Origin of the sequence: Bacillus sp. 220_BSPC (assembly GCF_001054655.1) — a bacterium.
Classification (GTDB): domain Bacteria; phylum Bacillota; class Bacilli; order Bacillales; family DSM-1321; genus Peribacillus; species Peribacillus frigoritolerans.
Map to the genome: position 1 here is coordinate 1 of NZ_JVPL01000322.1, position 24,517 is coordinate 24,517.

Consider the following 24,517-nt stretch of genomic DNA (forward strand, 5'->3'; position numbering starts at 1 on the left):
CTGGGGAAGGCGAAAATGGCAGAGTGTGGTTAGACCGCTTTTTCATTGACGCTGCACATCAGGGTTTCGGGCTTGGAAGTATCATGTTGGAGGCTTTAATAAAAAGAATAATAGAAGAATATGATTGTCCTGAAATCTATTTAAGCATAGTTGAAGATAATCAGGCTGCCCTTCATTTGTATAGGAAATTCGGCTTTGCATTCAATGGCGAATCAGATTATAACAACGAAAGGCTCATGGTCAAAAAGGTGTAAGTATCTAGATCCCTTTCAACTAAAAGCATGTCAGTAAAAAAAAGCCGGTTCCTCACTTTCCAGGAATCCGGCTTCTTTTGTTAAGTTGTTGATTTCATAGTGCACGGTATTTTTTTAAGCTAATGATATTGATGGTGATAAAAACGATGGCAAAGGCCAGGAGAATGAGCAGATCCAGTAAGACCTCGTTGAACGTGAAACCTTTGTACATAATGCCGTTCATGGCATCCGATGCGTAATAGAGAGGCATGACCTTTCCGATTTTTTGGAGCCAGTCTGACATGCCATCCAATGGGAAAATCCCTGTAAAGAAGACTTGCGGCACGATGACCAGCGGAATGAATTGTACCATTTGGAATTCGGATGTCGCGAAACTCGATAGTAATGTACCAAGCGATAATGCAACGAGCGCGACCAGTATATTCGTCAGTAAAACGAGCCAAATGGAGCCAACAAGGACGATATCCAATACATTGACAGCGTATAGAACGACAATTATGGTTTGAATTAGAGCAAATAAGCCATATCCGATCACATAGCCCGCTACGATTTCGTATCTTTTAATCGGGGTGGCAAGCAGCCGTTCCAACGTACCACTTGTACGCTCCTTCAAAAGCGCAATCCCCGCTATTAAAAATACAAAGAAGAAAACGAAAAAGCTGACGAGCATCGGACTGAAGGTATCAAAACCCTTTGTGTTGGCATCTCCGTAAACATATTTCTCCTCAATTGAGGGAGTGTTTTTTTCATTCCCTTGCAAGCCTTGCATCATTTGCATTTGAACGGCCTTTGCCCGGGTCGGTTCGTCGTTCAAAAGCGTGAGTTTCATTTTGCCATTTTCAACATGCAGCCAGCCATCCGTATCCTTTTCAATCATCTTTTCCCGTGAGAATTCCTCAGCAGCCGTGACTTGAAAATCCGCTTGTTTCAATGCTTTAACGATCGTTTCATCACTGCCTGTAACAACGATTTTCAAATCACTTGCCTCTGTATCGAAAATAAAATACATGAGCGTTAAAATGAGCAATGGAGCCAGGAAAAATAAAGCGAGCGTCCTTCGATCCCGGCGCATCTGCTGGGTAATACGAGTAACAAGAGAGGCAATTCTCATTTTAGGCCGCCTCCAATCCTTAAAAAAACATCATCAAGCGTTTCCGCGGCAAATTGAGTTTTTAAAGCTGCAGGGGTCCCTGCCGCGATGATTTCACCTTCACGCAGCATCGCCAGTTTATCGCATCGCTCCGCTTCATCCATCACATGCGTCGTGATGATGACCGTCTTATCATCTTCATTCCTTAAACGCTCAAGTTCCTCCCAAATCGATTGTTTCAGCAAAGGGTCTATTCCTACTGTCGGTTCATCCAAAATGAGAATCTCCGGATTTTGGATGAGTGCAACCGCAAGTGAAAGACGGCGTTTCATTCCCCCTGAATAATGGGCAACCCGAACGTTCAAATCATTCGTCAGCTGTACGATTTCAGCTGCATATTGAATGCGCTCCCTTCGTTCCTTTTTCGAAAAACGGTATAGCTTCGCAAAAAATTCGAGGTTTTCAGCTCCCGTCAGTTCTGTATATAAAGCATCGGACTGTGCCATATAGCCGACATCCATTAACAGGGCTTCATTTGGCACTTCATGATCCAGAACCGTGACTTTACCCGCATCGGGCTTAATCAATCCGACAATCATTTTAATCAAGGTCGTCTTTCCGCATCCGGATGGACCTAACAAGCCAAAAATTCCGCCTTTTTCAATATTCAGGCTCAATGGCTGAATGACCTTCTTCTTCTGAAAACCCTTAGCAATTCCATCAATGGAAATCGCCTTTTTCATTGCACACACATCCTCCCTCTTTAATTAACACGGTGTTGAGTGTATCATCATTCTAAGGTAGCATTCGGTCTAATACAATCAACACATTTGGAAAAATGTTTAGTGAAGGAGACATTCCATGGCATCGATTCATGAGGATATGGTACAAAAGACGAAAAAGCAGATACAACATCATTTTATTGCACTCATTGAAGCAGAGGGGTTCTCACATGTATCCGTGAAGAAAATTGCAGAGCGTGCCAATATTAATCGGGGCACATTCTATTTGCACTACACAGATAAATATGAATTGATGGATCACTTACAGCAGGAATTGTTACATGAACTTCAAACCCGCATTACTGCCATTTTGCCTAAAGAAGCTTTTTTGGCTCTTAATCAACAGCAACTTTATCCGCCTTTCATAGCGATTTTTCAATTCATCAGTGAACATGCTCACGCATTAAGGGCCATTCTTGGTGATCAGGGCGACCCTTCTTTTGCGAAAAAAATAAAACGGGTTTTCGGGGAAGTACTGTTGGAGCGTTTGATCAGCCTTCATCCAGCAGCTAAAGATGAAGCATTCCGCATGTATATGCACGCCTTCCTGACATCGGCGATTTTAGGGGTGATTACTGAGTGGCTGGAGAACTGTGAAGAACAAACGGTGGAAGAAATGGCGAAAATCCATTTTCAAATCTTGAACTTCATCAGCCAATTGCGCACATTCATCCAATGAACGATTCATCAACGGCATATCAACATGCCTTTAAATCGGATTACATCTTTTCCTTCGCTTCTATCTCTGCATCACCAACGGAATAATACCTGCTCTTGGAGGTCTTCATACTAAGCATCGACAACCATATGGATAAAGCGAACATGATCAAGGAACCTGAAATCACCACGAACCGAATCGAAATGAAATGGGCTGAAACACCAACGATTGCGGTAGTAATGATGATCAATAAAGCTTCTAACAAGCCAAAAACACTTCCGACCCTGCCCATGATTTCCACCGGAATATTATTTTGATAAAAGGTTTGAAAGCCAGTGTTGGCAAAAGCCAATGAAAAGGCAATGATGAAAAATCCGATGGCGGCCAGTGAAAAGGAATTCGAAAAGGCAAAGATCATATAACCTATCGAGACAAATAAAGATCCAAGACCAATCATGTGCGAGATTTTCACTTTACTGATGAATACGGCATTGACTATGGCACCAGCAATGATGCCTGCCCCGGCGACGCTTACAAGGAATCCGTAATCGCTGTCCGTTAAAAGGAGCACGGCCTTGGCAAACGCAGCTTCTTGGGAATCGATGGCCGTTTCCATCACCACCATGCAGCTGAATAAGAAATAAATGAGCATGATATAGGAAGATTTCCGGCTGAAGTCCAGAACGATGCCCCAATCCTTTTTCATGATGGCCCAAGACAGGTAATGATTGGATTGTTCAAGGCGATGATCCTTTTCAAGATTAGGCATGAATAGAGTGATGATACCGGATAACAATAAGGCAGCCGCGTTAATATAAATCGCTAAAACGGGAGTACCGATCAAGAAAAGGATACCCGCTAGCGCCGGTCCAATCAAAAAAGCTCCAGAATCCATTAAGCTTCGTAATGAATTAAATCGTTTCCTCTGTTCAATGGGTATTAATTTTGTTATATATGACCTAGATGCTGTTCCGAACATGGCCCCTGCCATATTGATCACGAAGACAAGGGAATACATGACCCAAATAGAAGAAGTCAAAGGCAGCAAGACTATGAATACCGTGCGAAATAGGTCAAGTGCCGCCATCAGGTTCCGCTTATTTATCCGGTCGATCACGCTCCCTGCCCACACATTCGTAAATATGGCAGCCATCGGTTTAACGATATAAAGTCCAGCTACCGCCAAGGCTGAATCAGTCATATCCAGAACGATTAAATTAAGGGCAATGAAATAAACCCAAGAACCGAAGTTGGAGATACCTATTCCGCACAAAAGAATGGAAGGGTATTTCCAGGATACCAATGCATTTCTTAATGTCATCGCTTCTCCCCCTTTGTCCGTACATATAAAACCCCGTCCCCAAGCAATCCGTCTCGGGACGGATCAATTTGATGCCACCTTCATGTGTCACCATACATCCCCAACAATCCTCGGCTGCTCTCGGAAAGTGATCATTTCATTTTACTTTTCTCTTCTCTACGTCCATATTGGTATTACTAAATTTTAACATTTTCGGTCCAAAACTGTATATAACGCAAAAAAACTCATTCAAAATAAATGAGTTTAAAAGCAAAACAAGATATGGATTTTTCGCTCAGCGTTCCTGGATAGAACACAGGGAATTACAATAATTGAATACCGCAAATGAATGTTGGAATCAGTTGATTTACCTTGGGGAAAACAATTTTAAAAACGGATTCTTTTTCTTATCCGTTATCCTTAATTCATTCATGATGATTTGATCCTCATGATCGGCTATCCATTTCCTTAGTGCATCTTTATCCTGGCATTGTGTTAAATATGTTTGGCCACCCTTGCCTGTAGCATTAATAACATATCTATTGAACGTCTTCTCCATAATTGCCCGCCTTTTTAATAAAATGTATTGAATTTAACTAATAATGTACTGCTTTTTTCTTTATCTTTTACAAAAGAAACATAATATATCTACTACAAATTTTGATTGGCAATAGCATGTTCTGCTTGAAATTATTGAATAAAGTACATCGATGCCGGTTATCATAATTGGATTAATCGAACCTATCATAATGTGCTAACTAATATTTGTCAATACGTTTTCTAAATGTAAATAAAACGTAAATTTTCAGTTTTGTTAAAGAAATATATTTTTATGATTTAGGGGTTTACAACTGCTAAATGATGGGAGTAGAATACGTTTATCAATTTAATGCATTTCGGCCAAAACTCATGGTAAATGAGTACGGAGGACCCAATCATTTGGGGTTAATTCTGCCTTGCAGAAGGGATGAGATCAGCTCTTTCGCCATCCTACCCGTCAGCTAACTTCGTCGGCTAAAGCGAAGGAGGTCATAAGACCGCCTATTTCGGAAGCTTTTTTTGCACGCTTTTTGTGGCAATACAGCTATACGATGTTTTCGCAGGTCTTTTTATTATGCTTTTAAAAAGATTCGAAAAGCAGATTGTTGATTAAAAGTCATACAGTAGGGATGATCAATTTGATAAAAGCAAAAAATTTGTTAGATCCGCCAAAAATACTTGTACTCGGCTTTGTCATCCTGATACTTATCGGGTCCTATTTATTGACCCTGCCGATTTCCACTGAAAGTGGGAATGGTCTTTCTTTTCTGGATGCTTTATTCACCGCAACATCCGCTACTTGTGTAACAGGGCTTGTCGTAGTGGATACGGGATCGACTTTCACCACTTTTGGTGAGTTGGTCATCTTAACACTGATTCAGATAGGCGGATTAGGGTTCATGTCATTTGCGACGTTTTTCTTTTTCCTTCTAGGCAAAAAGATTTCCTTAAAAGGCAGGTTACTCTTGCAGGAGTCCTTAAATAATCTATCCATGGCGGGTGTAGTCAGATTAGTGAAACGGCTTTTAATTTTCACGGCCATCATTGAAGGTGTGGGTGCCCTTATCTTATCGATTCGCTTTTCTTTTGACATGCCAACCGGCAAAGCGATCTATTACGGGGTTTTTCATTCCATCTCGAATTTCAATAATGCCGGCTTTGATTTAATGGGTGAATTCAGGAGCTTGACCCCATATGTATCCGATCCCTTCGTAACCCTTACCGTCGTCTTCCTCATCACGTTTGGCGGGATAGGCTTTATCGTGATGAATGAACTATACGAATATCGTGACACCCATCGTTTATCCGTACATACGAAGGTGGTTCTGATGACTAGCTTGATCCTTACAATCACAGGTGCAATTTTAATCTTTTTATTCGAGTTCGGTAACGCCAAGACATTGCAGCCTTTATCTTTCATGGGTAAAACGTTATCGTCTTTATTTCAATCGGTTTCACCAAGGACGGCAGGCTCCAATACGTTGAATATCCCTGATTTGACCCAGCCTACATTACTGCTCATCATCTTCTTGATGTTCGTTGGGGCTTCACCCGGATCGACTGGCGGCGGGATTAAAACGACTACATTGGCCACGCTTGTCGGAACGGTTTGGTCACAGATCAAGGGAAAGGGTGATGTGGTCTTGTTCCGCCACCGCATCGTGAGTGAAACGATCTTTAAAGCATTATCCGTTACGTTCATTGGTGTATTCATGGTTTCAATCATCTCCATTCTGCTGACAATCACTGAAAGCGGAACTGACTTTTTGATGATTTTGTTCGAAGCCACTTCAGCTTTTGCCACCGTGGGGCTTTCAATGGGTTTGACCCCAGAATTATCACCGGTTGGCCGGCTGCTCATCATTTTCACGATGTTTGCAGGCCGTGTTGGCCCTTTGACTTTGGCCTTTGCTATCGCCATGAGGCGCAAGCCAGATCCGTTCCGACGTCCAAAAGGGAAAATCATGATTGGTTAATAATCAATGAAGGAGTGTAAAAGATGGGAAAACGACAATACGCCGTGATAGGTTTAGGCAGATTTGGAACCAGTGTGGCCCATAGATTATATACGGCAGGCCAAGAGGTTTTGGGTATTGATGTGAACGAGGAAAGAGTCGAGAATGCGGAACTGAACGTTACCCATGCAGTCATGGCGGATACGACCGAAGAAGAGACATTGAAAGCAATCGGAATCCGTAATTTCGATTGTGTCATCGTAGCCATCGGAAATGACATGCAATCGAGCATTTTAACTACCTTGCTTTTAAAAGAGCTTGGGATCAAAAAGGTCATTGCCAAAGCACTTAATAAAAATCACGGTCAGGTGCTCACAAAAGTCGGTGCCGACTGGGTCATCTATCCTGAGAGGGATATGGGGGAACGGGTCGCGAATCAGCTCCTTTCCCCTAACATGCTGAACTATATAGAGCTTTCTAAAGAATACAATATCGAGGAAATCATCCTCCCCATGAGCATGAAGGGAAAAAGCCTCAGGGAGCTTGATTTACGGGCAAAATATAATATCAGCGTCATTGCCATCGTGAGTAATGGAGAAATTATCATAGCACCGTCACCGGATCAGGATATCCATGAAAAAGATATGCTTTTAGTGGTTGGCAATAAAGAAGATCTGGCCGTCTTTGCCAATATTGAATAAAATCCGGCAGGTTCCGGCCCTTGCTCCTATTTTGAGGCTAATACATACGAGAAGACCGCCATATGGAGGTCTTCTCGATGAAATTTATAACGAACATGCCCGTGCCCTGGATATGTATGTATTATTTTATCGTACTGATCGCTTGGGCAAGAGTGGACTTTATCGTCACTTTATCAAAAGGAAGTTGAAGCTTAACGGCAGTCATGGCTATTTCCGGCCGAAGTCCTGAAAGGGTTGTTTGAATTCCGATCAAATGCAAGGATTCAATCAATTGAGACAGCTTGTGTGCGGATCCGCTATCTATTGCATGAACGCCGGATAGGTCAATGAAAAGTCTGGTGACATTTTTTTCAGCGCACTTTTGTAAGGTGTTTTCAAGCAAGGACATGCCCCTCGTCGTGTCAATATCGCCTATCAGGGGAAGCAATGCCGTGTTATCTTTAAGGGAAATGATGGGTGTGCTCAATTCATCGATCGTTGCCTGTTGGGCTTTCATGATTTTATTGGCATACCTATGATTCGCTTCCGTAAACCTCTCCATCACTTCACTGAATACCTTCACCACTATCCGATACCAGGAGTTTATTTCCTCCTGTGTATATTGATCTCCATGCAATTTCACAAACCGGTCAATATAATCCAGGTATTGCTCTTGCGTACGGAAAAACTCCCTCAATATAAAATAAATGGGTGTGTTTAAATGCTGCTCATCCTGACCGATTTCTTCAATCCAATCACCAAGCTGCTTAAAGAATTCCCTCTCCTCTGTATCAAAAACCTGAAAGAAACGTAAATGGAATTCATTATTTTGCTGCTTAAGTTTTTTAATCACTTTGGGATCGGTTGAGCTATATACACCCGCAATATCACTCTTATTCAATGATGCGTACCAATCCTCAGTCAATTGTGCTGCCACACCCAATAAAAAGGAATATAATTCTTTATTTACGTGCATAAACTCCTCCTATTTAGTTTTTATAAAAAGCAATCGAAAAATCTAGCGCTGAAAACGGCATTGTCAGGGAATTGAAATATTATCAACAAAGCAAGCATCGAAGACAACTTCCATACTTAAAACCTTATGCTCTCTGATGCCTGATGGCCCCCTCTTTCCATATACCTTCCCAGCTGTTTTTGAAACCATGTTTTTTAAAAAAAGATCAGCAAAAGCCTTCATCTATCATTCTGGTAAATCTGCGTTCCCAAAACTTCATAGTTTTGTTATAGTTTACCATTTTTATTTTTTGTTAACAATTCCCACACAAAAAAGGACCTGATCCCAGATCCTCCGTTTAAAACCATTTCGCCTTCTCATTTCCTAAATAAAGCCGTCCATAAACCTTGCACCCCAAAGGTTTCATCCGATTGTTCCATTTTCTTCATTTTCCGTATTTCCACCACTTCGAATTCCTTGAAGATCATTCTGAGTTTTTCTTCGGTAAAACCTAAACCGCCTTTAAGGCTTCTTTGCCTATATACTTCCCAATCTGAAATATCTGAACCACCCAATATGCCGCCTTCGACAAAACAAGTGATCGAATACAACCCCTTAGGCCTTAACGCCTTTTTCACCATCTCCAAATATTTCATCCTTCGATGTGGAGCAATATGGTGAAAACAACCTGAATCATATACGAAGTCATATTGCCCTTTTGCAATATCCAAATCAAATATATTCCCTTGAATGAAGTTCACTTGGACATTTTTATCTCCTGCCCGTTCTTTTCCCCATTCAAGGGCTTCCTTCGAAAGGTCCACCGCATCAACGGAACAGCCCTTTTGAGCAAGGTAAATGGCATTTCTGCCAGGTCCGCATCCAAGCTCAAGAACCTTCCCTGGCCCAATTAACCCACCATCAAAATATGAAACCAAATTCTCATCAGGGAAATTTCCGAAAAAGGGAACCCCTTTTGTGCGATCTTCATAAAAACCATTCCAGAATCCAGTTGGTTCACGCAATAATGAGTCCAGCATGTTCAACAGATCTTCATAGGTTGTAATCGTCTCCGACAAAACCATCACCTCTTCCATTTTATCCCACCATTTAATTATACTCATTTCGCCCAGTGCCTCTGTAACAGCCGCATCAAAAATACGTTACATATGACGTTCAGACACCAGTGGACCTTGTTGTTATATAATGCTCACTGGAATTTAAAGGTATCAATGATGCATGCAAACTGCCTTCTGATGATATGACCCATTCTTACTCAATAACCGGATGATCAGCTCATTAACCACGTTAGGGAAGACATGGGTTTTATACATGCATGTCAAATATTACATGTTCTTTACAGCGTATCCGGTTTAGTTTAAAAAAAATAAAACTCAGCTCTATGTGGTATCCTGATGTCCTCACAACCGTTTACTGATGATTATCTTTCTATACATTCCATTCAGCATGATCGGCCGATCTTCTTCAATTTCCATATTCTTCTCATGTCCACTGAACAAGTCTTCAAACCTCAAGCCAATATCCGTTCCTAAAAATCGAATGATCGGCCTCAGAAGCTTTTTGGGCACTGAAAGCCGTTCATCTTTAGAAATAAACTTATCGAATAGTATTATTTTCCCCTCGCCTTTTACAACCCTGATCATTTCCCGAAGACATTCATTGGCATCAGGTACGACGGAAAGAACCAAACTTCCCACTACATAGTCAAACGATTCATTAGCGAATTCCATGTGCTGTGCATCCATCTCGAGGAAACTGATCGATGCATCATCAAATTTCCCCATCGCTTTTTTTAGCATATCCGCCGACAGGTCTATTGCCGTTATCTCAAGGTCAAGGTTTTTGATCAACTCCAAATCGGCCCCCGTACCTACTCCCACAAACAGGACCTTTGCATGATCATGAAAATCCATCTCTTCAAACAGTCTTTTCCTGGCATCTAAAAAGAGATGAGAGTTGAAGATTTTGTCATAAACCGGCGACCAAAATTTATAAATCACTTTATTCCACGAATTATTCAACATCCCCACCCCCTTACATACATCTTCCATGAAACATGATAAATTCCTTCCAAGCGGTTATTATCTCTGGAAAATTAGTACAATTAAAAAGTATATGCGATGCAGTAATTCACTAAAATTGGCATGTTTCTTTTCATAAACCCTCCAAATCTGTATGATCCATAGTAACCAAACTACATTGACTGTCATAGTAATATACTATAAGATATACCAAAGGAGGTGAGGATTTGGTTCAACGACAACTATCCTCTGACTTGCTTCGCGGACATGTAGATACGATGATTCTAAAACTCCTGCAAAGTGGCGATAAATATGGTTATGAAATCAGCAAACTGATATATACGAATTCCAATGAGCAATATGAAATTAAGGAAGCGACGATGTATTCCAGCCTGAAACGGCTGGAAAAGGATGGATGCATCATCTCTTATTGGGGAGATGCCACACAAGGCGGAAGAAGGAAATATTACAAAATCACCACAATCGGGGAAAACACATATATCCAAAATAAAAATGACTGGGAGCAGGCCAAGCGAATACTTGAGCGCCTTCTCTAAGAAGGGAAGATGAAATTTGATTGAAAAACTGAATGCACATGTTCATGGCATTTTTGCCCCGTACAAAAGTGCAAAAACAGCAACGGAATTGGAAGAAGAACTGCTGCAAAACTTACTGGAAAAATACGATGACCATAGAAGGAATGGTGCCAGTGAACAGGAAGCGTTCAAGCTGACTGTTGATTCGATTGGGGAGGTATCAGAGCTCATGGAATCCCTCAACTTACAATACAATGTGCTTGAGCAGGCGATAAGCATGGACTATTCCAGGCATCGCTTATTGGATTCCGACTTCCGCTCGGTTTCGGTCCATGATGGGAAGTTCAATTCCTGCGATTTAAGCCGTTCTGACTTCAGTCATTCCGACCTGACGAACAGCACATTTAAAAACAGTAACTTAGATCATTGCATCTTCGAAAACGCCAATTTAACTGGCACCTTATTTAAAAGTGCCAATTTAAAAGGCGTAACTTTCAAGAACAGCATTTATAATAAAACCCATTTTAAAAGCTGTAATTTATCTGGTCTTATATTCGATGGGGAAACTTTCAAACAAACCATTTTCGAAGGCTCTTCATTGAGAAAGGCATCATTCCGCGATACCACCCTCATCAATGTTCAATTTCGGATGTCCGATTTAAAGAAAATCGACTTTACTGGAGCTTCGATGGATAAACTCACTTACAACTTTTTACATGGAGCAAAGGTTGATCTTAGCGGCGTGACCCTCATCTAAAGGACAGCGATTGTCGCATCCACCCCGTTTTTCAGATTTACAAGAACCCTGTGCTAAGACACGTAACGTCTTAGCACAGGGTTTTTTCCATATACTTTTTCAGACTTATATCTCAGTATGAACCTTTAGACTTCCACTTCAAATTCTTTAACGTAGACAGCATTGCCGGTGATTTCAATATCATATGTGCCATCGTTCTTGGTAGCTGTAATGCGAACTCTGCCATCCTTTCCGATTTCATGCCCCTGTTCGATTAACAAATGCACCTCATCTTCAAGATCATCCTTTATGTATTTTGCATAATAAGCGCCCATCACACCTGAAGCCGTTCCTGTAACCGGGTCTTCAAGCGTACCTGAATAGGGCGAGGAAAAATGCCGGGCATGCATATGGGCATCACTATCGTACGTTTCCAGGCAAAAGGGATGAACGGAAGCTCTTGGCATTTCCTTTAATAATTGCGGAAACAGGCTATTGTTGGCCTTCATCCTTTTAAATGAACTTCTTTCTTTTACCGGAACCAGTAAAGTCCATAAACCTGTACTTCCATAAACAATAGGTAATTCACTTTCCAGATCTTCTATATCAAGGCCGAGGGAACTGGCTAAGCCACCTTTATCTCCGTTAAACGCTTCAAACTGCGGCGCGGCCTGCTTCATCGTAATATATATATCAGGACCCGCCGTCGTATGGATCTTGATTGGCAATATTCCCGCTCCTGTTTCAATCATCAGCTCATCTTTATCCAATAATCCCCTGGTCTTCAGTGCATGGATGGTAGCCATTGTCGCGTGTCCGCAAAGATTCATTTCGTGTCCCGGTGTAAAATAACGGATTCTAAGATCGGCAATATCGGAATCCATTGGAAAAGAGGTTTCATTGAACCCCACCTTCATCGCTATATCCTGCATTTCCTTTTCGGTCAGTCCATCCGCATCTAAAACCACACCTGCCGGATTTCCTTTATTCGGTTTACTGCTGAACGCATCGTAATGAAAAACCCTTACCGTTTTCAAATCTAACATCTCCTATTAAATGAATGGTGCTTCTATTTAATAGTAATTCTATATCTCTATCCATATCCCTTTTTCGTCCTATAGTAAGTGAAACAACCATTGATTTTATTTTCTGACTATTATACAATTACTCGGCCACACTTTTCTCGCAGGAGTCTCGTACCTACGTTCCAATCACCTGCAACTTCTTCAAATAAAAAAACTGCAGGCAAACTCGTTTTCCTTCGAGTTTGTCTACAGCCTGAAATGACTATCGAGTCCCAAGGGACCATTAATTCATTTGAGATTTATGCCATTTCCACGCACTTTCAATGATTTCTTCCAAATTTATCGATGCTTTCCAACCAAGTTCTTCATATATCTTATTGGCCGAAGCAACCAGGCGGGCTGGATCTCCAGGGCGACGGTCTGCATACTCAACTGTCGGTTTAACTCCTGTGACTTTTTCGCAAGTGTCGATTACATCCTTAACCGAAAATCCTTTTCCATTCCCAAGGTTGTAGATGGCCGTATCTTTCTTCCCGGATAATAGGGCTTGAAGCGCGATTATATGAGCTTGGGCTAAATCCGTTACATGGATATAATCACGAATGCATGTGCCATCTTCTGTGTCATAGTCCGTACCAAACACGGAAATCTTCTCACGTTGACCTAATAAATGCTGTAAAATGATTGGAATCAGGTGTGTTTCCGGATCATGGCTTTCACCGATTTCTGCTGACGCATGTGCTCCAGCCGCATTGAAGTAACGCAAGACGACATAATGAAGTCCATATGCCTTTGCAAAGTCCCCTAAGATCTGTTCCACCATCAATTTCGAGCGGCCATATGGGTTAATCGGATTCGTTGGCTGATCTTCATCAATCATATCCACATTTGGTATCCCGTACGTAGCTGCCGTTGATGAAAAAATGAAATTCTTAACATCATGCTTGAGCATGGTATTCAATAATGTAAGAGTTGCACCTACATTATTATCATAGTATTTATAAGGATCTTGAACAGACTCCCCGACCAAGCTATTAGCGGCAAAGTGCATGACCGCTTTAATCGGATACTTAAGGAAAATTTCATTCAAGACCGCTTCGTCCCCTAAATTCCCTTCCACCAAGGTGGCCTTCGAATCAACCAGCGAACGAAATCCAGTTGAGAGATTATCCAGAATGACAACCTCTTCAGTTTTCACTAACTCTTTTACAAGATGACTTCCAATATATCCTGCACCGCCAACGACCAAAATCATATAGTATTACCCCTTTTACTTTAAGCTTGAATGAATCTTTAAATCTCGCATATGTCATTAGTGGGAGGTCTGATTATAAGGACCTCCCTCGTTTTATAAGCATTTATTGAAGGTTTCCATGGCCAATCCATTATATTGGGTGTAATCAAACTTCGCTAGTTTAGGATTATCATCACTAACCATGGTAGATAAGCCCTTTTCCAGTCCATCTATGCTATTTTCGACAAGCAAACCATATTTACCGTTTTCCAAAACGGTCCGGTTAGCCACTATATCAGTAGCCATGATTTTCATTCCTAAGGTCATTGCCTCCAATAATACCATAGGCTGGCCTTCATAATGTGAGGAAAGAACGAAGCAATCACATTTTTCCATGAACGAAAATGGATTTTCAAGCTGACCCAAAAGATGAATGGAATGATTTAAGTCCAGTTCATCAATGATTGCCTGCAAATCTTCCTTTAAAGGTCCTTGTCCTAAAATATACAGTTTACTATTTTTGTGTTTCCCATGAAAGCCTGCGAATGCACGAATCAAATTATCTTGCCCTTTTTCAGGTGATAACCTTCCCATATTGACAAAGTTAAAATCATTTTTATCAGGATATGGAACGAATTGATCATTCACTTCCAACCCATGGACCTCTTGTACGATTAACGCCTGTTTATCGATCCAGCCTATAGATACCCCATCCAATGATATATGGGCATACGTACCAAGTTGAGTAACCGCTTCTTTATCGAATTCAACGATCCGGCCATTAAAGGTTGGCCCATTTTCCAAGACCATGGCATCTTGCAGCCCATAAGGCTTATCCCATATATGATAATCGCCTAAGTTAATTTCGGCAGTGCCACGCACTTCCCGTTCTTTTAACAGGATTGGCTCTTCTATGATTTCGAATGCCCCCGTATTTAACCAGCCTATTTTCTTATTATCGATTTCGAAAAGGTAATAGCCGCCTTTGTTTGTTCTATTATACTTGATGATTCTGACGATTTGCCCTTCAAAATCGATTGCCTTGCTCACTCTTTTAGCCTTGTAGTTCGGATATGCCTTCGTCCAGATTGTATGATCTTCCGGGTTGGTTATTTTACCGTACTTTTGATTACCGGTGTTTATTTCCTTCAGCGTTCTATTCTCGATCTTATCGATGAACTTTTTATTGTTTTTATAGTTTCTCGATATTATATATTTTCTTTTCATCATGATTTGCAGCTTGTCATTATAGCTCATGTCTTCATTGATTGTACAATGTTCAAGCACGGATAAAGCAGAATTATCTATCCAGCCTATGATCTTGTCTTTTACTGATATTCTGCTATAAATCGAATGCTGGGTTTTTGCTTCCCTATCGACTTTTACAATGATCCCTTTAAAATCATGACTGCCGGAAACTTTGTACGTTCCTTCAACTTTATACGGCAAGGACCAAATATAGTTCGATCGTGGTCTTACTAACCTTGCAATTTTATCCACTTCTTTTTCATAAATAATGCTGTCTGGCAGAAGCTCCACAGCTTCTTCACCAATCCAGCCTATTATTTGATTGTCATGACTTAATTTATAAAAAGTCTTTTGATCAGCATAGGCTTTCCTCGAAATCACGATTTCAGCACCTTCAAATCGTTCTTCCAATGGAATTTGAGCGGCATTCGAAAGTCCCGGAAGGGTATTCCAAACAGGATTATCCTTGACATCCCTTAAAATCGCCCTCGCTTTGAAGTTTTCTGTGATCATCGCCTTTTCATCATTTTCACTACCTTCAGGCTCATTTGACTCGATTTGAAGGATTTTATCTGGGTTGATGGAATTCATTACATAATCAAATTTATCGAAGTCTGCATACTCCAATAGATTATTTCGGTTTAATTCCATCGTTCCCTCAGACACGCTTACCAGTTTATCAAATCGATTGTATACCGAAAAAATCCCTCTTAGATTAATCCGGTGAGGTCTCTTTCCGTTAATGATGCGTTCACTATCAGAAAGCAAATCATTATGCATATAACAAACTTTCTTTTTTGCATCCGCCGCCAGCAGATATTTAGCCCAATAATGGCTATAACCGCTAAAATCGATAACAAAATCAAACTTTGTTTTGCCGAATAAACGAGCATGCTCTCTAATATAGGCATTTTCCGGGTAAAGCTTCTTCCCTAAGAAACCTCTTTCCCCTCTGTTATGGATGAATTTATCTTTATAGACTTCCAATATGTTATAAACAGGCAAGCCAGGTTTGAATAGAAAACGCACATTCTTATTAACCTTGCCCATATTTTTCAAAACCTCGTATGAGTGAGGAGTGGCCGTGAAACAGCTGACATCATATTTATCATAATCAATATTATTCATTAAGTTAAGGAAAGAAGATGTAATCCCGTTATCCCTCAAACCGCCCGGATAAATTAATATTTTTTCCTTTGCCGTATCCAGCCCGGTAATTGTGTTTAGTTGTTTCGTAGACTTATTGAATATATTTTTGACTATTCTCTCTGTTACTTTTCCATCCTCATGGTTCGTGAACTTTTCCTGCATTTTTTTATATTTATCGGAATATCTCAATTCCACATCTTTAATATCTTTAATGGCTAGCGCCAATTCTTTTGAGTTAAAAAGCATGGGTCCCGGAAGTTCGTCATTTTGGAGATATTGTCCCCTTTGCTCTGCATAAACGTCCGTATCCCAAGTGTAAAATAGAATGGGCTTATCGGTAACAAGGTAATCAAAGAAAATGCTGGAATAATCCGTGATAAGCAAATCGACTGCAGCAAGCAATTCATTTGTATCCACATGGTCTGGTATTAGCCGATCCTTGATTTCCGAATGCTTGGCCGCTTCTTTATATAGAAATGGATGCACCTTAATTAATAGGTTATATTGTTCACCGATTTGACTTTGTAAATAATGAATATCAGCAATGATTTGAAGAAGATCATTATCCACCTTGGCAAGGTTCGTCCCCTTCCAAGTCGGGGCATATAAAATATTTTCCTTAGCATCACTGATATTCAAACCCAGGGTCCTTAAATAATCCTTATACTCCCCCGGATTCGTATTCAGAGTCAAATCGATCCTCGGATATCCTTCTTCTATTATTTCACCTTTATACAATCCATTTAACTTATAGCTATGTGTAAATATGTTGGTAGTATGGGCATTAGGGCTCAAAATGAAATCTGCACTCAAGAAGTTCCTGACAACGTTTTGAGAGACCGAAGGGTTACCGGGTATATCAAAGCCCATATTCTTAAGGGGCGTACCATGCCAGGTATTGATGTAAATCTGATCGCTTTTAGGGATGAAGAAAGACTGGAATGTGGAATTATTGATTAAATACTCACTTGTTGCCAACCACTTTAAATATTCCTTTGAATTACGTTGAACAAATTGAACATTCGGCATATCCTTATACTTCGCCATTACACCTGAGAGTACACTGAAATCCTGGATTGACCAAATGTGCATAAAATCTTGGTAGTCCTGATTTTCCAGCATATATTTAAACATCGCGTATGGACTGTCGGTCATACTGTTTCCATCACGGCTCTCATATAGAATGGTGTTTTTTTGAATGCTTAATTTCTCATAATACTTTGCATATCTATTTACACGCTGATGATTTTCCTTTAATAGGAAATGAACGATAGGTTGTTTAAGGAAATCGACTTTTCTTTTTATTACCTTCTTATTCACTAAATAGGCATCCCCTTTTATGGATTTATATTCACCATTCAAAATTATGTTTGCATTTCAGTAACCAAAAATAACAACTATGAATGATCAATAGTTGGAGATTTTTTCTAAACTAATTACTCTATTAATTTAAAAGATCACTTATCCACTGCCTTGTGCATTTCGAGGATATTTTCCATTACTTTTAAAATGTCGTCTCTTAAATCGGGACGTTGCAGGGCAAATTCAATTGTCGTTTTCACAAAGCCATCGACAACTCCGACATCATAGCGTTTTCCTTCAAAGTCATAAGCGAAGACACTTTGGATTTCATTCAGTTTTTGGATGGCATCCGTTAACTGGATTTCACCGCCAGCCCCTGTTTCCTGCTTGGCCAGGAAGTCGAATATTTCCGGAGTCAGTATGTATCTTCCCATTATGGCTAAGTTGGATGGTGCCGTTCCTTGTTTTGGTTTTTCGACGAAACGGTTCACTTCGTATCTCCTGCCCTCTTGCGTAAGCGGGTCGATGATGCCATATCTATGTGTTTCACTCTCATTCACCGGCTGCACACCAATGATGGACGAACCTGTCGCATCATATTCGTTGATCAATTGACGCAGGGAGGGCACATCGCTTTCCACGATATCATCGCCTAAAAGGACGGCAAATGGCTCATCACCAATAAAGTTACGTGCACACCAAACAGCATGTCCGAGGCCTCTCGGTTCTTTTTGCCTAATGTAATGGATATTAGCCAAATTGGATGGGTATCTCACCTTCTCCAATAAATCGAATTTCCCTTTTTCAATCAAGTTATTCTCTAGTTCGTACGCATTATCAAAATGATCTTCTATCGCTCGTTTATTCTTTCCTGTGACAATGATTATATCTTCAATACCCGCTTTCACGGCTTCTTCTATAATATATTGTATAGTTGGTTTATCGACTATTGGCAGCATTTCTTTAGGCATAGCCTTCGTTGCGGGCAAGAATCTGGTTCCCAATCCCGCTGCAGGTATAATGGCCTTTTTAACTTTTTTCATTCTTTGTAACTCCTTCATATTAGGATAAATCAACAAAACTCCCCAATTTTTTCTGAATCATCCTTTTCATAGTAACATAGACTCGTTTTTTGTAAATATATTAACAGAAAAAATTCCTTCATTTGTAAGCGCAACCAAAATATTTAAGGCCTTTCCCCGATTCTTAAGGAAAAGGCCTTATTTTCTTACTCACAGCTAATAGATCTAAAGACTTATCAATTATTGATCATCTCACCTGCTTCAATTTCTATTACTCGGCTTCTTCCCTATCGGTGCCCACCGTCGGCTCTTTGATCCTCATCAGCGATGAAATATACATCAACGGTCTTCCTTGGCGAGTCTGCGCCGATTCAGAAGTTTCTATCGTAAAAAAACGTCACCCCAGAGGAGAGACGTCACTAAATTATTCAGCTTCGGCAACAACGGTAAAGCGCTGGTTGATGTGCTGCGGATTTTCAATTTCATCAAGTACTGCAAGGGCAAAATCGGCATAACTTACATAGCTTTCGCCCTTTGAGTTTACAAGAAGGTTGTCTTTACCCAGTTTATACCCACCTGTTCTATTTCCTTCCGGATCAAAGAAGGCGGAAGGACTGATGAACGTCCATTGGATATCAGTGGAGTTTTGCAGATCTCCAAGGTTCTTGGATTGATTATACGCTGTTGCAAAATATTCTTTAGGAAAATCAGGCGTATCCAGGACACGGATCGTTTTTGCTTCGTCAACAAAAAGACTTCCAGCTCCTCCAACAACGATCAGTTTCGTTTGTGGAGCCCCTTTCATTGCTTCAATCAAGTTTTTTCCTGCATCCACATGCAGATGTTCTTTCCCCGGAGCAGCGCCAAACGCATTCACTACAACATCGAATTCTTTAATATCTTCTGCTTTCAAATCGAATACGTCTTTTTCCAGTACGGAAGCTCCTTGAATTTGGACTTTAGCTTCATCCCTGACAATGGCCGTAACTTCATGTCCCCTAGTCAATGCTTCCTTTAAAATCAGACTTCCAGCTTTTCCGCTCGCACCAATAATACCGATTTTCATTTTACATTCCTCCTATATATTGTTTTGAAATATTAGTTGTAACTAAATTACTTACATGTAACAATATAAGTTACAAGTTAACGTTTTGTCAACTTTATTATTTAGAGGTGTTTCGTCGATATAATTCAGATTTCGCTGATATATTGCTGTTTTTCGCAGATATAATCCGATTTTCGATGATATATCCTGTTTTTCGCCGATATAATCCGATTTTTGATGATATATTGCTGATTTTCGTCGATATAGTCCGATTTTTGATGTTATATCCTGATTTTTCATCCGATATATATAAAAACGCACCATTCCTTTTAGAATGGTGCGCTTGATTACATGCTGATTTTCTTTTTCATTAGCAGTGCCATGCAGATTGTGATGAGCGTAAAGGCGATGAAGGACAAAAACGGGATCGTGATGAATCCTAGCCAATTTATATACTCACCTGAGCAGGGAACCCCGCTTTGGCACATTTCGAAATGCTGTAGTGCTGGAATTTTTTGCAGACTATAGTGATACCCTGACACCGCCATGCCCAAAATCGATAATGGGAGGATGTATCGATAGATTTTCAGGTCCTGTTCATAAAAGGCCCGGCCCAATAAGATGACGAGCGGGTACATCAGGATCCTTTGGTACCAACAAAAGGTGCAGGGTACATAATGGAGAATCTCACTAAAGTAGAGACTTCCGGCAGTGGCGATGATGGACAGGATCCAAGAAAGTAATAGTGGCTTGTTCATCACTATTTCTCCTTCGCTGCATCATCAACCATTTTCACTAAATCATCGATTGTATTTCCTTCAAACTTCTTGCCATTGACGAATAAGGAAGGTGTTCCAGTAACACCTAATTCGTCGGCCAACTCCATATCCTTGTTCCATTGGTCCTCGGACTTTTTGGCTTTAAAAGAGGTAACGACTTTTTTAACTTCTTTGTCATTTGCGATTTCTTTCAATGTTTCTTCTAAGAATTTGTCCGTAAAGACATCTTGCTTTTCATATTTCAGGTCAGCTGGCTGCTTATCGAACAAAAGCTCATGAAATTCCCAAAAAGTCTCATTGCCTAATTCCTGATAAACACTTTCCGCGAATTTAGCGGATCTGGTTGAATCGACGTTAATGAACGAATAATTCATGAAATAAAATTGCGCTTTTCCTGTATCAATCAATTCACTTTGTATAGAAGGGAAGAATTGCTCCTCGAATGTCTTACAGACTGGACATTTATAATCCCCAAATTCCACTATTTGGACAGGAGCCGATTTTTCTCCCAAATAAGGTTGTGATTTATAATCGATTTCATTAACGGCTGTATCTTCGTCTTTTTTCCCATTTGCTAAAAATATAAAGCCAATAATGATTACAGCGATTAACCCGATGATCCAAAACGTGAATGCTGAAGATTGTTTTTGATTACCCTTTTTTTTATTAGCCATCATATACCTCCATCACTTGTAGTTGTGTCGATATTTCTTATCCAGCCATGGCGGCCGATTTCAGTTCCCCCTTCCTGCACCTTTCACCTGTAACTGATTCATTTACACGTTATAATATAAGTTTCACCATGCTTGTTTGTCAATTACACATACCTTTTATTTTTGCCTTTGCAGCAACGGCGTGACTTGACAAGGAAACGGTTAATGGATAAATATTATTCTTGCAGGTCATTATAACTTGTAACCACTTGAATTACATGTTAAATAATTTATACTATATAGGAATAGAGATTTTAAAGGAGAGAAAAAAGAGATGTCCATCAGTACCCGCTTTTCCGTAGGAATCCATATATTATCTCTTTTAGAAATAAACAAAGAAGGCGTTAACACTTCCGATTTTATTGCCAAAAGTGTAAACACCAACCCAGCCTTAATCAGAAAAATCACTGGCATGCTGAAGAATGCAGGTTTAGTGAATGTTCGGCCGGGTATCGCCGGAGCGACATTGGCCAAGGAATTGTCGGATATCACTTTGCTCGATGTTTATCACGCTGTCAACGTTGTCTCCGATAAAGAATTATTTGGAATTCATGAAAATCCTAATCCAGCATGCACTGTTGGAAGAAATATACAAGATACAATAGAGCCCATCTTTTCAGTTGCTGAACTTGCCTTGGAAAAGGCGTTGGGAGTGGTGACGATCGAGGATGTCGTCAAGGGGATTCTGGAAAAGGATAAAACTGAGTAGCAAAAAAAACACATGAGCCGGACTCATGTGTTTTTTCCTGTTCCTTTATTTATACTTAGGAACCTCAATCGTCAATTTATACGAATCTAATAAACTATATAAATTATAAATCTGCTTCACTTGTTTTGTTGCCCAGCCAATATCAGTCGCATACTGGTGTGATGCATATCCATATTTCTCTGCAGCTGTAGGGTTCCACCTCATTTTATAAAGCGTGTCCTGTCCAGCAGAGATATATCCTTTGGCGATGAATTCAGCACCGCCTATGATGGCCGCTTCCGGGGTGAACCAGCCTGCATTATAGGCGTATTGAGCGCCGCTGCTTAGCGCCGTTCCGTCAAACGCCCCGACTCCATACATATTATAGACCGTTTTCCCGTTCACCTTTACGCCAGTCGCTAATGGTGAAGTGCCATTCCCGGTCTCCAGCAAAGCATGTGAAATCAGGTAGATTTCATTGACCCCGTATTTTTCCCCTGCCGCAGTGAAGGTTGCCGCTTTGCCTTGCAGTATCCCTTTGCCTGAAAGGATTCTATTATTCACCTCAGAAACGTTCATGTTAGTGACTTGGGAGAGCTTGACGAATTGGAATGAACGGACTGGATCATTCACGAAATTATTTGGGTTAAGATTATATTCCATATCTTCGGGACTGGCATTTACCCATGTCTTGTTATAGTCCACCTCATACCAATAGTATCCGTCAGAGCCCCTTACTTTTGATTTAATAGTCAATGATTGATTATTGCTTACAGGACCGACTGCCCAATAATTCGATCCAGCTCCGCCCCTGACACGCCATCCAGTTCCTCTAACGGTGCCTTTTGTTGAATTGATTAAAGTTAATCCATCTTCACGTATGTAGGTTTTATACTTCTTATCCGTCTGCCCGTTTACGGCCATTTGAACTTCAACCATCTTTTCCATCGTAAGATTATACTCTTTATCGATCCTGATTACCGATCCATTCGAGCTTCCCGGACCTTCCGGTGCTTTGGCCGTTAAATATTGCGTACTGACATATCCGGTTTTTCCATTGGCCGTGACTCTTGACCAGCCATTAGACTCTGAATACACCGTTACGGCCGTATTATTTACAAGCTTGGCTATAATTGAAGCGGTAGCCGATGCCGCAGACCGCATATTCAGACTCGAGCCATCACTTACATTTACATATTTAAATAATGTGTTTGCTTCTCCATCTGGATTCAGTCCCGGTACAGAACCTGGCTTCGTTGCTGATAGATATTTCGTACTGACATAACCTTCTCCGCCATACGCTTTAATTTTTGACCAGCCATTTGATTCCGAGATGACTTCCACCTCTACACCCCTTGCCAGTTTCACAATGACGGAAGCACTATCCGACGGCTTATTCCGCATATTCAGTGAACCCGAGCTGACATTTACATATTTGGTTGTCGTTTTTTCAGATATGGATGGTTTGGAGTTCGTTCCAGGCTTTATCGTCGTTAGATAGTCAGTACTGACATACCCATCCTTCCCATTTGCCTTGATTTTCGCCCAGCCTTTGGATTCCGAATAGACCGTCACTTCCGTTCCTTTTGACAGCTTTGCGACTATGCTCGCGCTTTCCGATCCGCTTTTTCTCATATTGAGCGTTCCAGAGCTTACGTTTACATATTTCGTCGTCGTTTTTTCAGGCGTGACTGATCCCGTTCCTGGTTTTGATGTCGATAGATATTTGGTACTGACATGGCCGTCTTTTCCATTGGCTTTGATCTTCGCCCAGCCTTTGGATTCCGAATACACCGTCACTTTCGTTCCTTTTGACAGCTTTGCGACTATGCTCGCGCTTTCCGATCCGCTTTTTCTCATATTGAGCGTTCCAGAGCTCACGTTTACATATTTCGTCGTCGTTTTTTCAGGCGTGACTGCCGTTGATCCCGTTCCTGGCTTTGTAGCAGATAGATATTTCGTGCTGACATATCCGTCCTTTCCATTGGCTTTGACTTTCGCCCAGCCATTGGATTCCGAATACACCGTCACTTTCGTTCCTTTTGAAAGGATGGCGACTATGCTTGCGGTAGCTTTTCCACTTTTTCGCATATTGAGTGATCCCGTGCTCACGTTTACATATTTCGTCGTCGTTTTTACAGGTGTGGCTGCCGTTGATCCCGATCCCGGCTTAGAAGCAGACAGATATTTGGTGTTGACATATCCATCCTTTCCATTGGCTTTGATTTTCGCCCAGCCATTTGATTCCGAGTACACCGTCACTTTCGTCCCTTTTGAAAGGATGGCCACTATGCTTGCGGTAGCTTTTCCACTTTTTCGCATATTGAGTGATCCCGTGCTCACATTCACATATTTCGTTGTCGTTTTACCCGTTGCCGCAGCTTTGGTCACTGTTCCAGGCTTCGTGGCCGATAGATACTTCGTGCTGACATATCCATCCTTTCCATTGGCTTTGATTTTCGCCCAGCCTTTGGATTCCGAATAGACCGTTACCTGTGTGCCTCTTGTCAGCTTTGCGACTATGCTGGCACTATCACTCCCGCTTTTTCGCATATTAAGTGAACCTGTGCTCACATTCACATATTTCGTTATCGTTTTAACCGTTGCCGCAGCTTTGGTCACTGTTCCAGGCTTCGTTGCCGATAGATACTTCGTGCTGACATATCCTTCTTTTCCATTGGCCTTGACCTTAGCCCAGCCTTTGGATTCCGAATACACCGTCACCTGTGTGCCCCTTGTCAGCTTTGCGACTATGCTGGCACTATCACTCCCGCTTTTTCGCAT

At 41.0% G+C, this 24,517-nt stretch carries 22 protein-coding genes and 1 riboswitch; of the genes, 7 read left to right on the forward strand and 15 right to left on the reverse strand.

Annotated features, from left to right (window positions below; all coding sequences use genetic code 11):
• On the forward strand, positions 1-254 hold a 254-nt coding region (locus ADA55_RS27555; RefSeq protein WP_048690066.1), incomplete at its 5' end, for a GNAT family N-acetyltransferase.
• A 94-nt stretch (positions 255-348) separates the two neighbouring features.
• Here ADA55_RS27555 and ADA55_RS27560 read toward each other — a convergent pair.
• Together ADA55_RS27560 and ADA55_RS27565 are read right to left on the reverse strand one after the other, a co-directional pair.
• Positions 349-1,365: an ABC transporter permease gene (locus ADA55_RS27560; protein ID WP_048690069.1), complete on the reverse strand. Its 1,017-nt coding sequence runs from the start codon at positions 1,363-1,365 to the stop codon at positions 349-351.
• Positions 1,362-2,087, reverse strand: a complete 726-nt coding sequence (locus tag ADA55_RS27565) for an ABC transporter ATP-binding protein (protein ID WP_048690072.1) — start codon at positions 2,085-2,087, stop codon at positions 1,362-1,364. Before ADA55_RS27565 ends, ADA55_RS27560 begins: the two co-directional genes overlap by 4 nt.
• A gap of 118 nt (positions 2,088-2,205) precedes the next feature.
• On the opposite strand from ADA55_RS27565, the gene ADA55_RS27570 reads away from it, so the two are divergent.
• The gene (locus ADA55_RS27570; protein ID WP_048690075.1) at positions 2,206-2,805 is read left to right on the forward strand and encodes a TetR/AcrR family transcriptional regulator; all 600 of its coding nucleotides are present in this window, start codon (positions 2,206-2,208) and stop codon (positions 2,803-2,805) included.
• A gap of 40 nt (positions 2,806-2,845) precedes the next feature.
• Here ADA55_RS27570 and ADA55_RS27575 read toward each other — a convergent pair whose 3' ends face one another.
• On the reverse strand, positions 2,846-4,105 hold the full coding sequence (locus ADA55_RS27575) for an MFS transporter (protein ID WP_048690078.1): 1,260 nt from the start codon (positions 4,103-4,105) through the stop codon (positions 2,846-2,848).
• A 346-nt stretch (positions 4,106-4,451) separates the two neighbouring features.
• Complete coding sequence (locus ADA55_RS27580; protein WP_034310797.1) at positions 4,452-4,643, reverse strand: hypothetical protein; 192 nt, start codon at positions 4,641-4,643, stop codon at positions 4,452-4,454.
• Positions 4,644-4,972: 329 nt separating this feature from the next.
• Positions 4,973-5,115: riboswitch (cyclic di-AMP (ydaO/yuaA leader) on the forward strand.
• 138 nt (positions 5,116-5,253) lie between these two features.
• Here ADA55_RS27580 and ADA55_RS27585 point away from each other — a divergent pair.
• Both ADA55_RS27585 and ADA55_RS27590 read left to right on the forward strand, forming a co-directional pair.
• On the forward strand, positions 5,254-6,600 hold the full coding sequence (locus tag ADA55_RS27585; RefSeq protein WP_181151566.1) for a TrkH family potassium uptake protein: 1,347 nt from the start codon (positions 5,254-5,256) through the stop codon (positions 6,598-6,600).
• 23 nt (positions 6,601-6,623) lie between these two features.
• On the forward strand, positions 6,624-7,280 hold the full coding sequence (locus ADA55_RS27590; protein WP_034310793.1) for a potassium channel family protein: 657 nt from the start codon (positions 6,624-6,626) through the stop codon (positions 7,278-7,280).
• 121 nt (positions 7,281-7,401) lie between these two features.
• On the opposite strand, the gene ADA55_RS27595 is transcribed toward ADA55_RS27590, so the two are convergent.
• From ADA55_RS27595 to ADA55_RS27605, 3 genes are all read right to left on the reverse strand, one after another.
• Complete coding sequence (locus tag ADA55_RS27595; protein ID WP_048690085.1) at positions 7,402-8,235, reverse strand: STAS domain-containing protein; 834 nt, start codon at positions 8,233-8,235, stop codon at positions 7,402-7,404.
• A 356-nt stretch (positions 8,236-8,591) separates the two neighbouring features.
• A complete protein-coding gene (locus tag ADA55_RS27600; protein WP_048690115.1) occupies positions 8,592-9,293 on the reverse strand; it encodes a class I SAM-dependent methyltransferase in 702 nt (233 codons plus the stop codon).
• Positions 9,294-9,635: 342 nt separating this feature from the next.
• A complete protein-coding gene (locus ADA55_RS27605) occupies positions 9,636-10,256 on the reverse strand; it encodes a class I SAM-dependent methyltransferase (RefSeq protein ID WP_048690118.1) in 621 nt (206 codons plus the stop codon).
• Between the two features lie 278 nt (positions 10,257-10,534).
• On the opposite strand from ADA55_RS27605, the gene ADA55_RS27610 reads away from it, so the two are divergent.
• Together ADA55_RS27610 and ADA55_RS27615 are read left to right on the forward strand one after the other, a co-directional pair.
• The gene (locus ADA55_RS27610; protein ID WP_373689808.1) at positions 10,535-10,813 is read left to right on the forward strand and encodes a PadR family transcriptional regulator; all 279 of its coding nucleotides are present in this window, start codon (positions 10,535-10,537) and stop codon (positions 10,811-10,813) included.
• Between the two features lie 16 nt (positions 10,814-10,829).
• Positions 10,830-11,549, forward strand: a complete 720-nt coding sequence (locus ADA55_RS27615; protein WP_048690091.1) for a pentapeptide repeat-containing protein — start codon at positions 10,830-10,832, stop codon at positions 11,547-11,549.
• 125 nt (positions 11,550-11,674) lie between these two features.
• On the opposite strand, the gene ADA55_RS27620 is transcribed toward ADA55_RS27615, so the two are convergent.
• The 7 genes from ADA55_RS27620 to ADA55_RS27650 form a co-directional block, all read right to left on the reverse strand.
• Positions 11,675-12,565, reverse strand: coding sequence for a PhzF family phenazine biosynthesis protein (locus ADA55_RS27620; RefSeq protein WP_048690094.1), 891 nt, complete (start codon positions 12,563-12,565; stop codon positions 11,675-11,677).
• Positions 12,566-12,836: 271 nt separating this feature from the next.
• Positions 12,837-13,808 carry a UDP-glucose 4-epimerase GalE gene (gene galE, locus ADA55_RS27625; protein WP_048690098.1) on the reverse strand — a complete coding sequence of 324 codons (972 nt, stop codon included), beginning with the start codon at positions 13,806-13,808 and terminating at the stop codon, positions 12,837-12,839.
• Positions 13,809-13,901: 93 nt separating this feature from the next.
• Positions 13,902-17,504, reverse strand: coding sequence for a CDP-glycerol glycerophosphotransferase family protein (locus ADA55_RS27630; RefSeq protein ID WP_048690100.1), 3,603 nt, complete (start codon positions 17,502-17,504; stop codon positions 13,902-13,904).
• Positions 17,505-17,641: 137 nt separating this feature from the next.
• Positions 17,642-18,529 carry a UTP--glucose-1-phosphate uridylyltransferase GalU gene (gene galU / locus ADA55_RS27635; RefSeq protein ID WP_048690103.1) on the reverse strand — a complete coding sequence of 296 codons (888 nt, stop codon included), beginning with the start codon at positions 18,527-18,529 and terminating at the stop codon, positions 17,642-17,644.
• Positions 18,530-18,932: 403 nt separating this feature from the next.
• Positions 18,933-19,574: an NAD(P)-dependent oxidoreductase gene (locus ADA55_RS27640; RefSeq protein ID WP_048690105.1), complete on the reverse strand. Its 642-nt coding sequence runs from the start codon at positions 19,572-19,574 to the stop codon at positions 18,933-18,935.
• A gap of 326 nt (positions 19,575-19,900) precedes the next feature.
• Positions 19,901-20,311: a disulfide oxidoreductase gene (locus tag ADA55_RS27645; protein ID WP_048690108.1), complete on the reverse strand. Its 411-nt coding sequence runs from the start codon at positions 20,309-20,311 to the stop codon at positions 19,901-19,903.
• 2 nt (positions 20,312-20,313) lie between these two features.
• Complete coding sequence (locus ADA55_RS27650; protein WP_048690110.1) at positions 20,314-21,006, reverse strand: DsbA family protein; 693 nt, start codon at positions 21,004-21,006, stop codon at positions 20,314-20,316.
• Between the two features lie 313 nt (positions 21,007-21,319).
• On the opposite strand from ADA55_RS27650, the gene ADA55_RS27655 reads away from it, so the two are divergent.
• Positions 21,320-21,754, forward strand: a complete 435-nt coding sequence (locus tag ADA55_RS27655) for an Rrf2 family transcriptional regulator (protein ID WP_048690112.1) — start codon at positions 21,320-21,322, stop codon at positions 21,752-21,754.
• Positions 21,755-21,799: 45 nt separating this feature from the next.
• Here ADA55_RS27655 and ADA55_RS29005 read toward each other — a convergent pair.
• Positions 21,800-24,517: SH3 domain-containing protein (locus tag ADA55_RS29005; RefSeq protein ID WP_048690114.1), on the reverse strand; the 2,718-nt coding region annotated here is incomplete at its 5' end.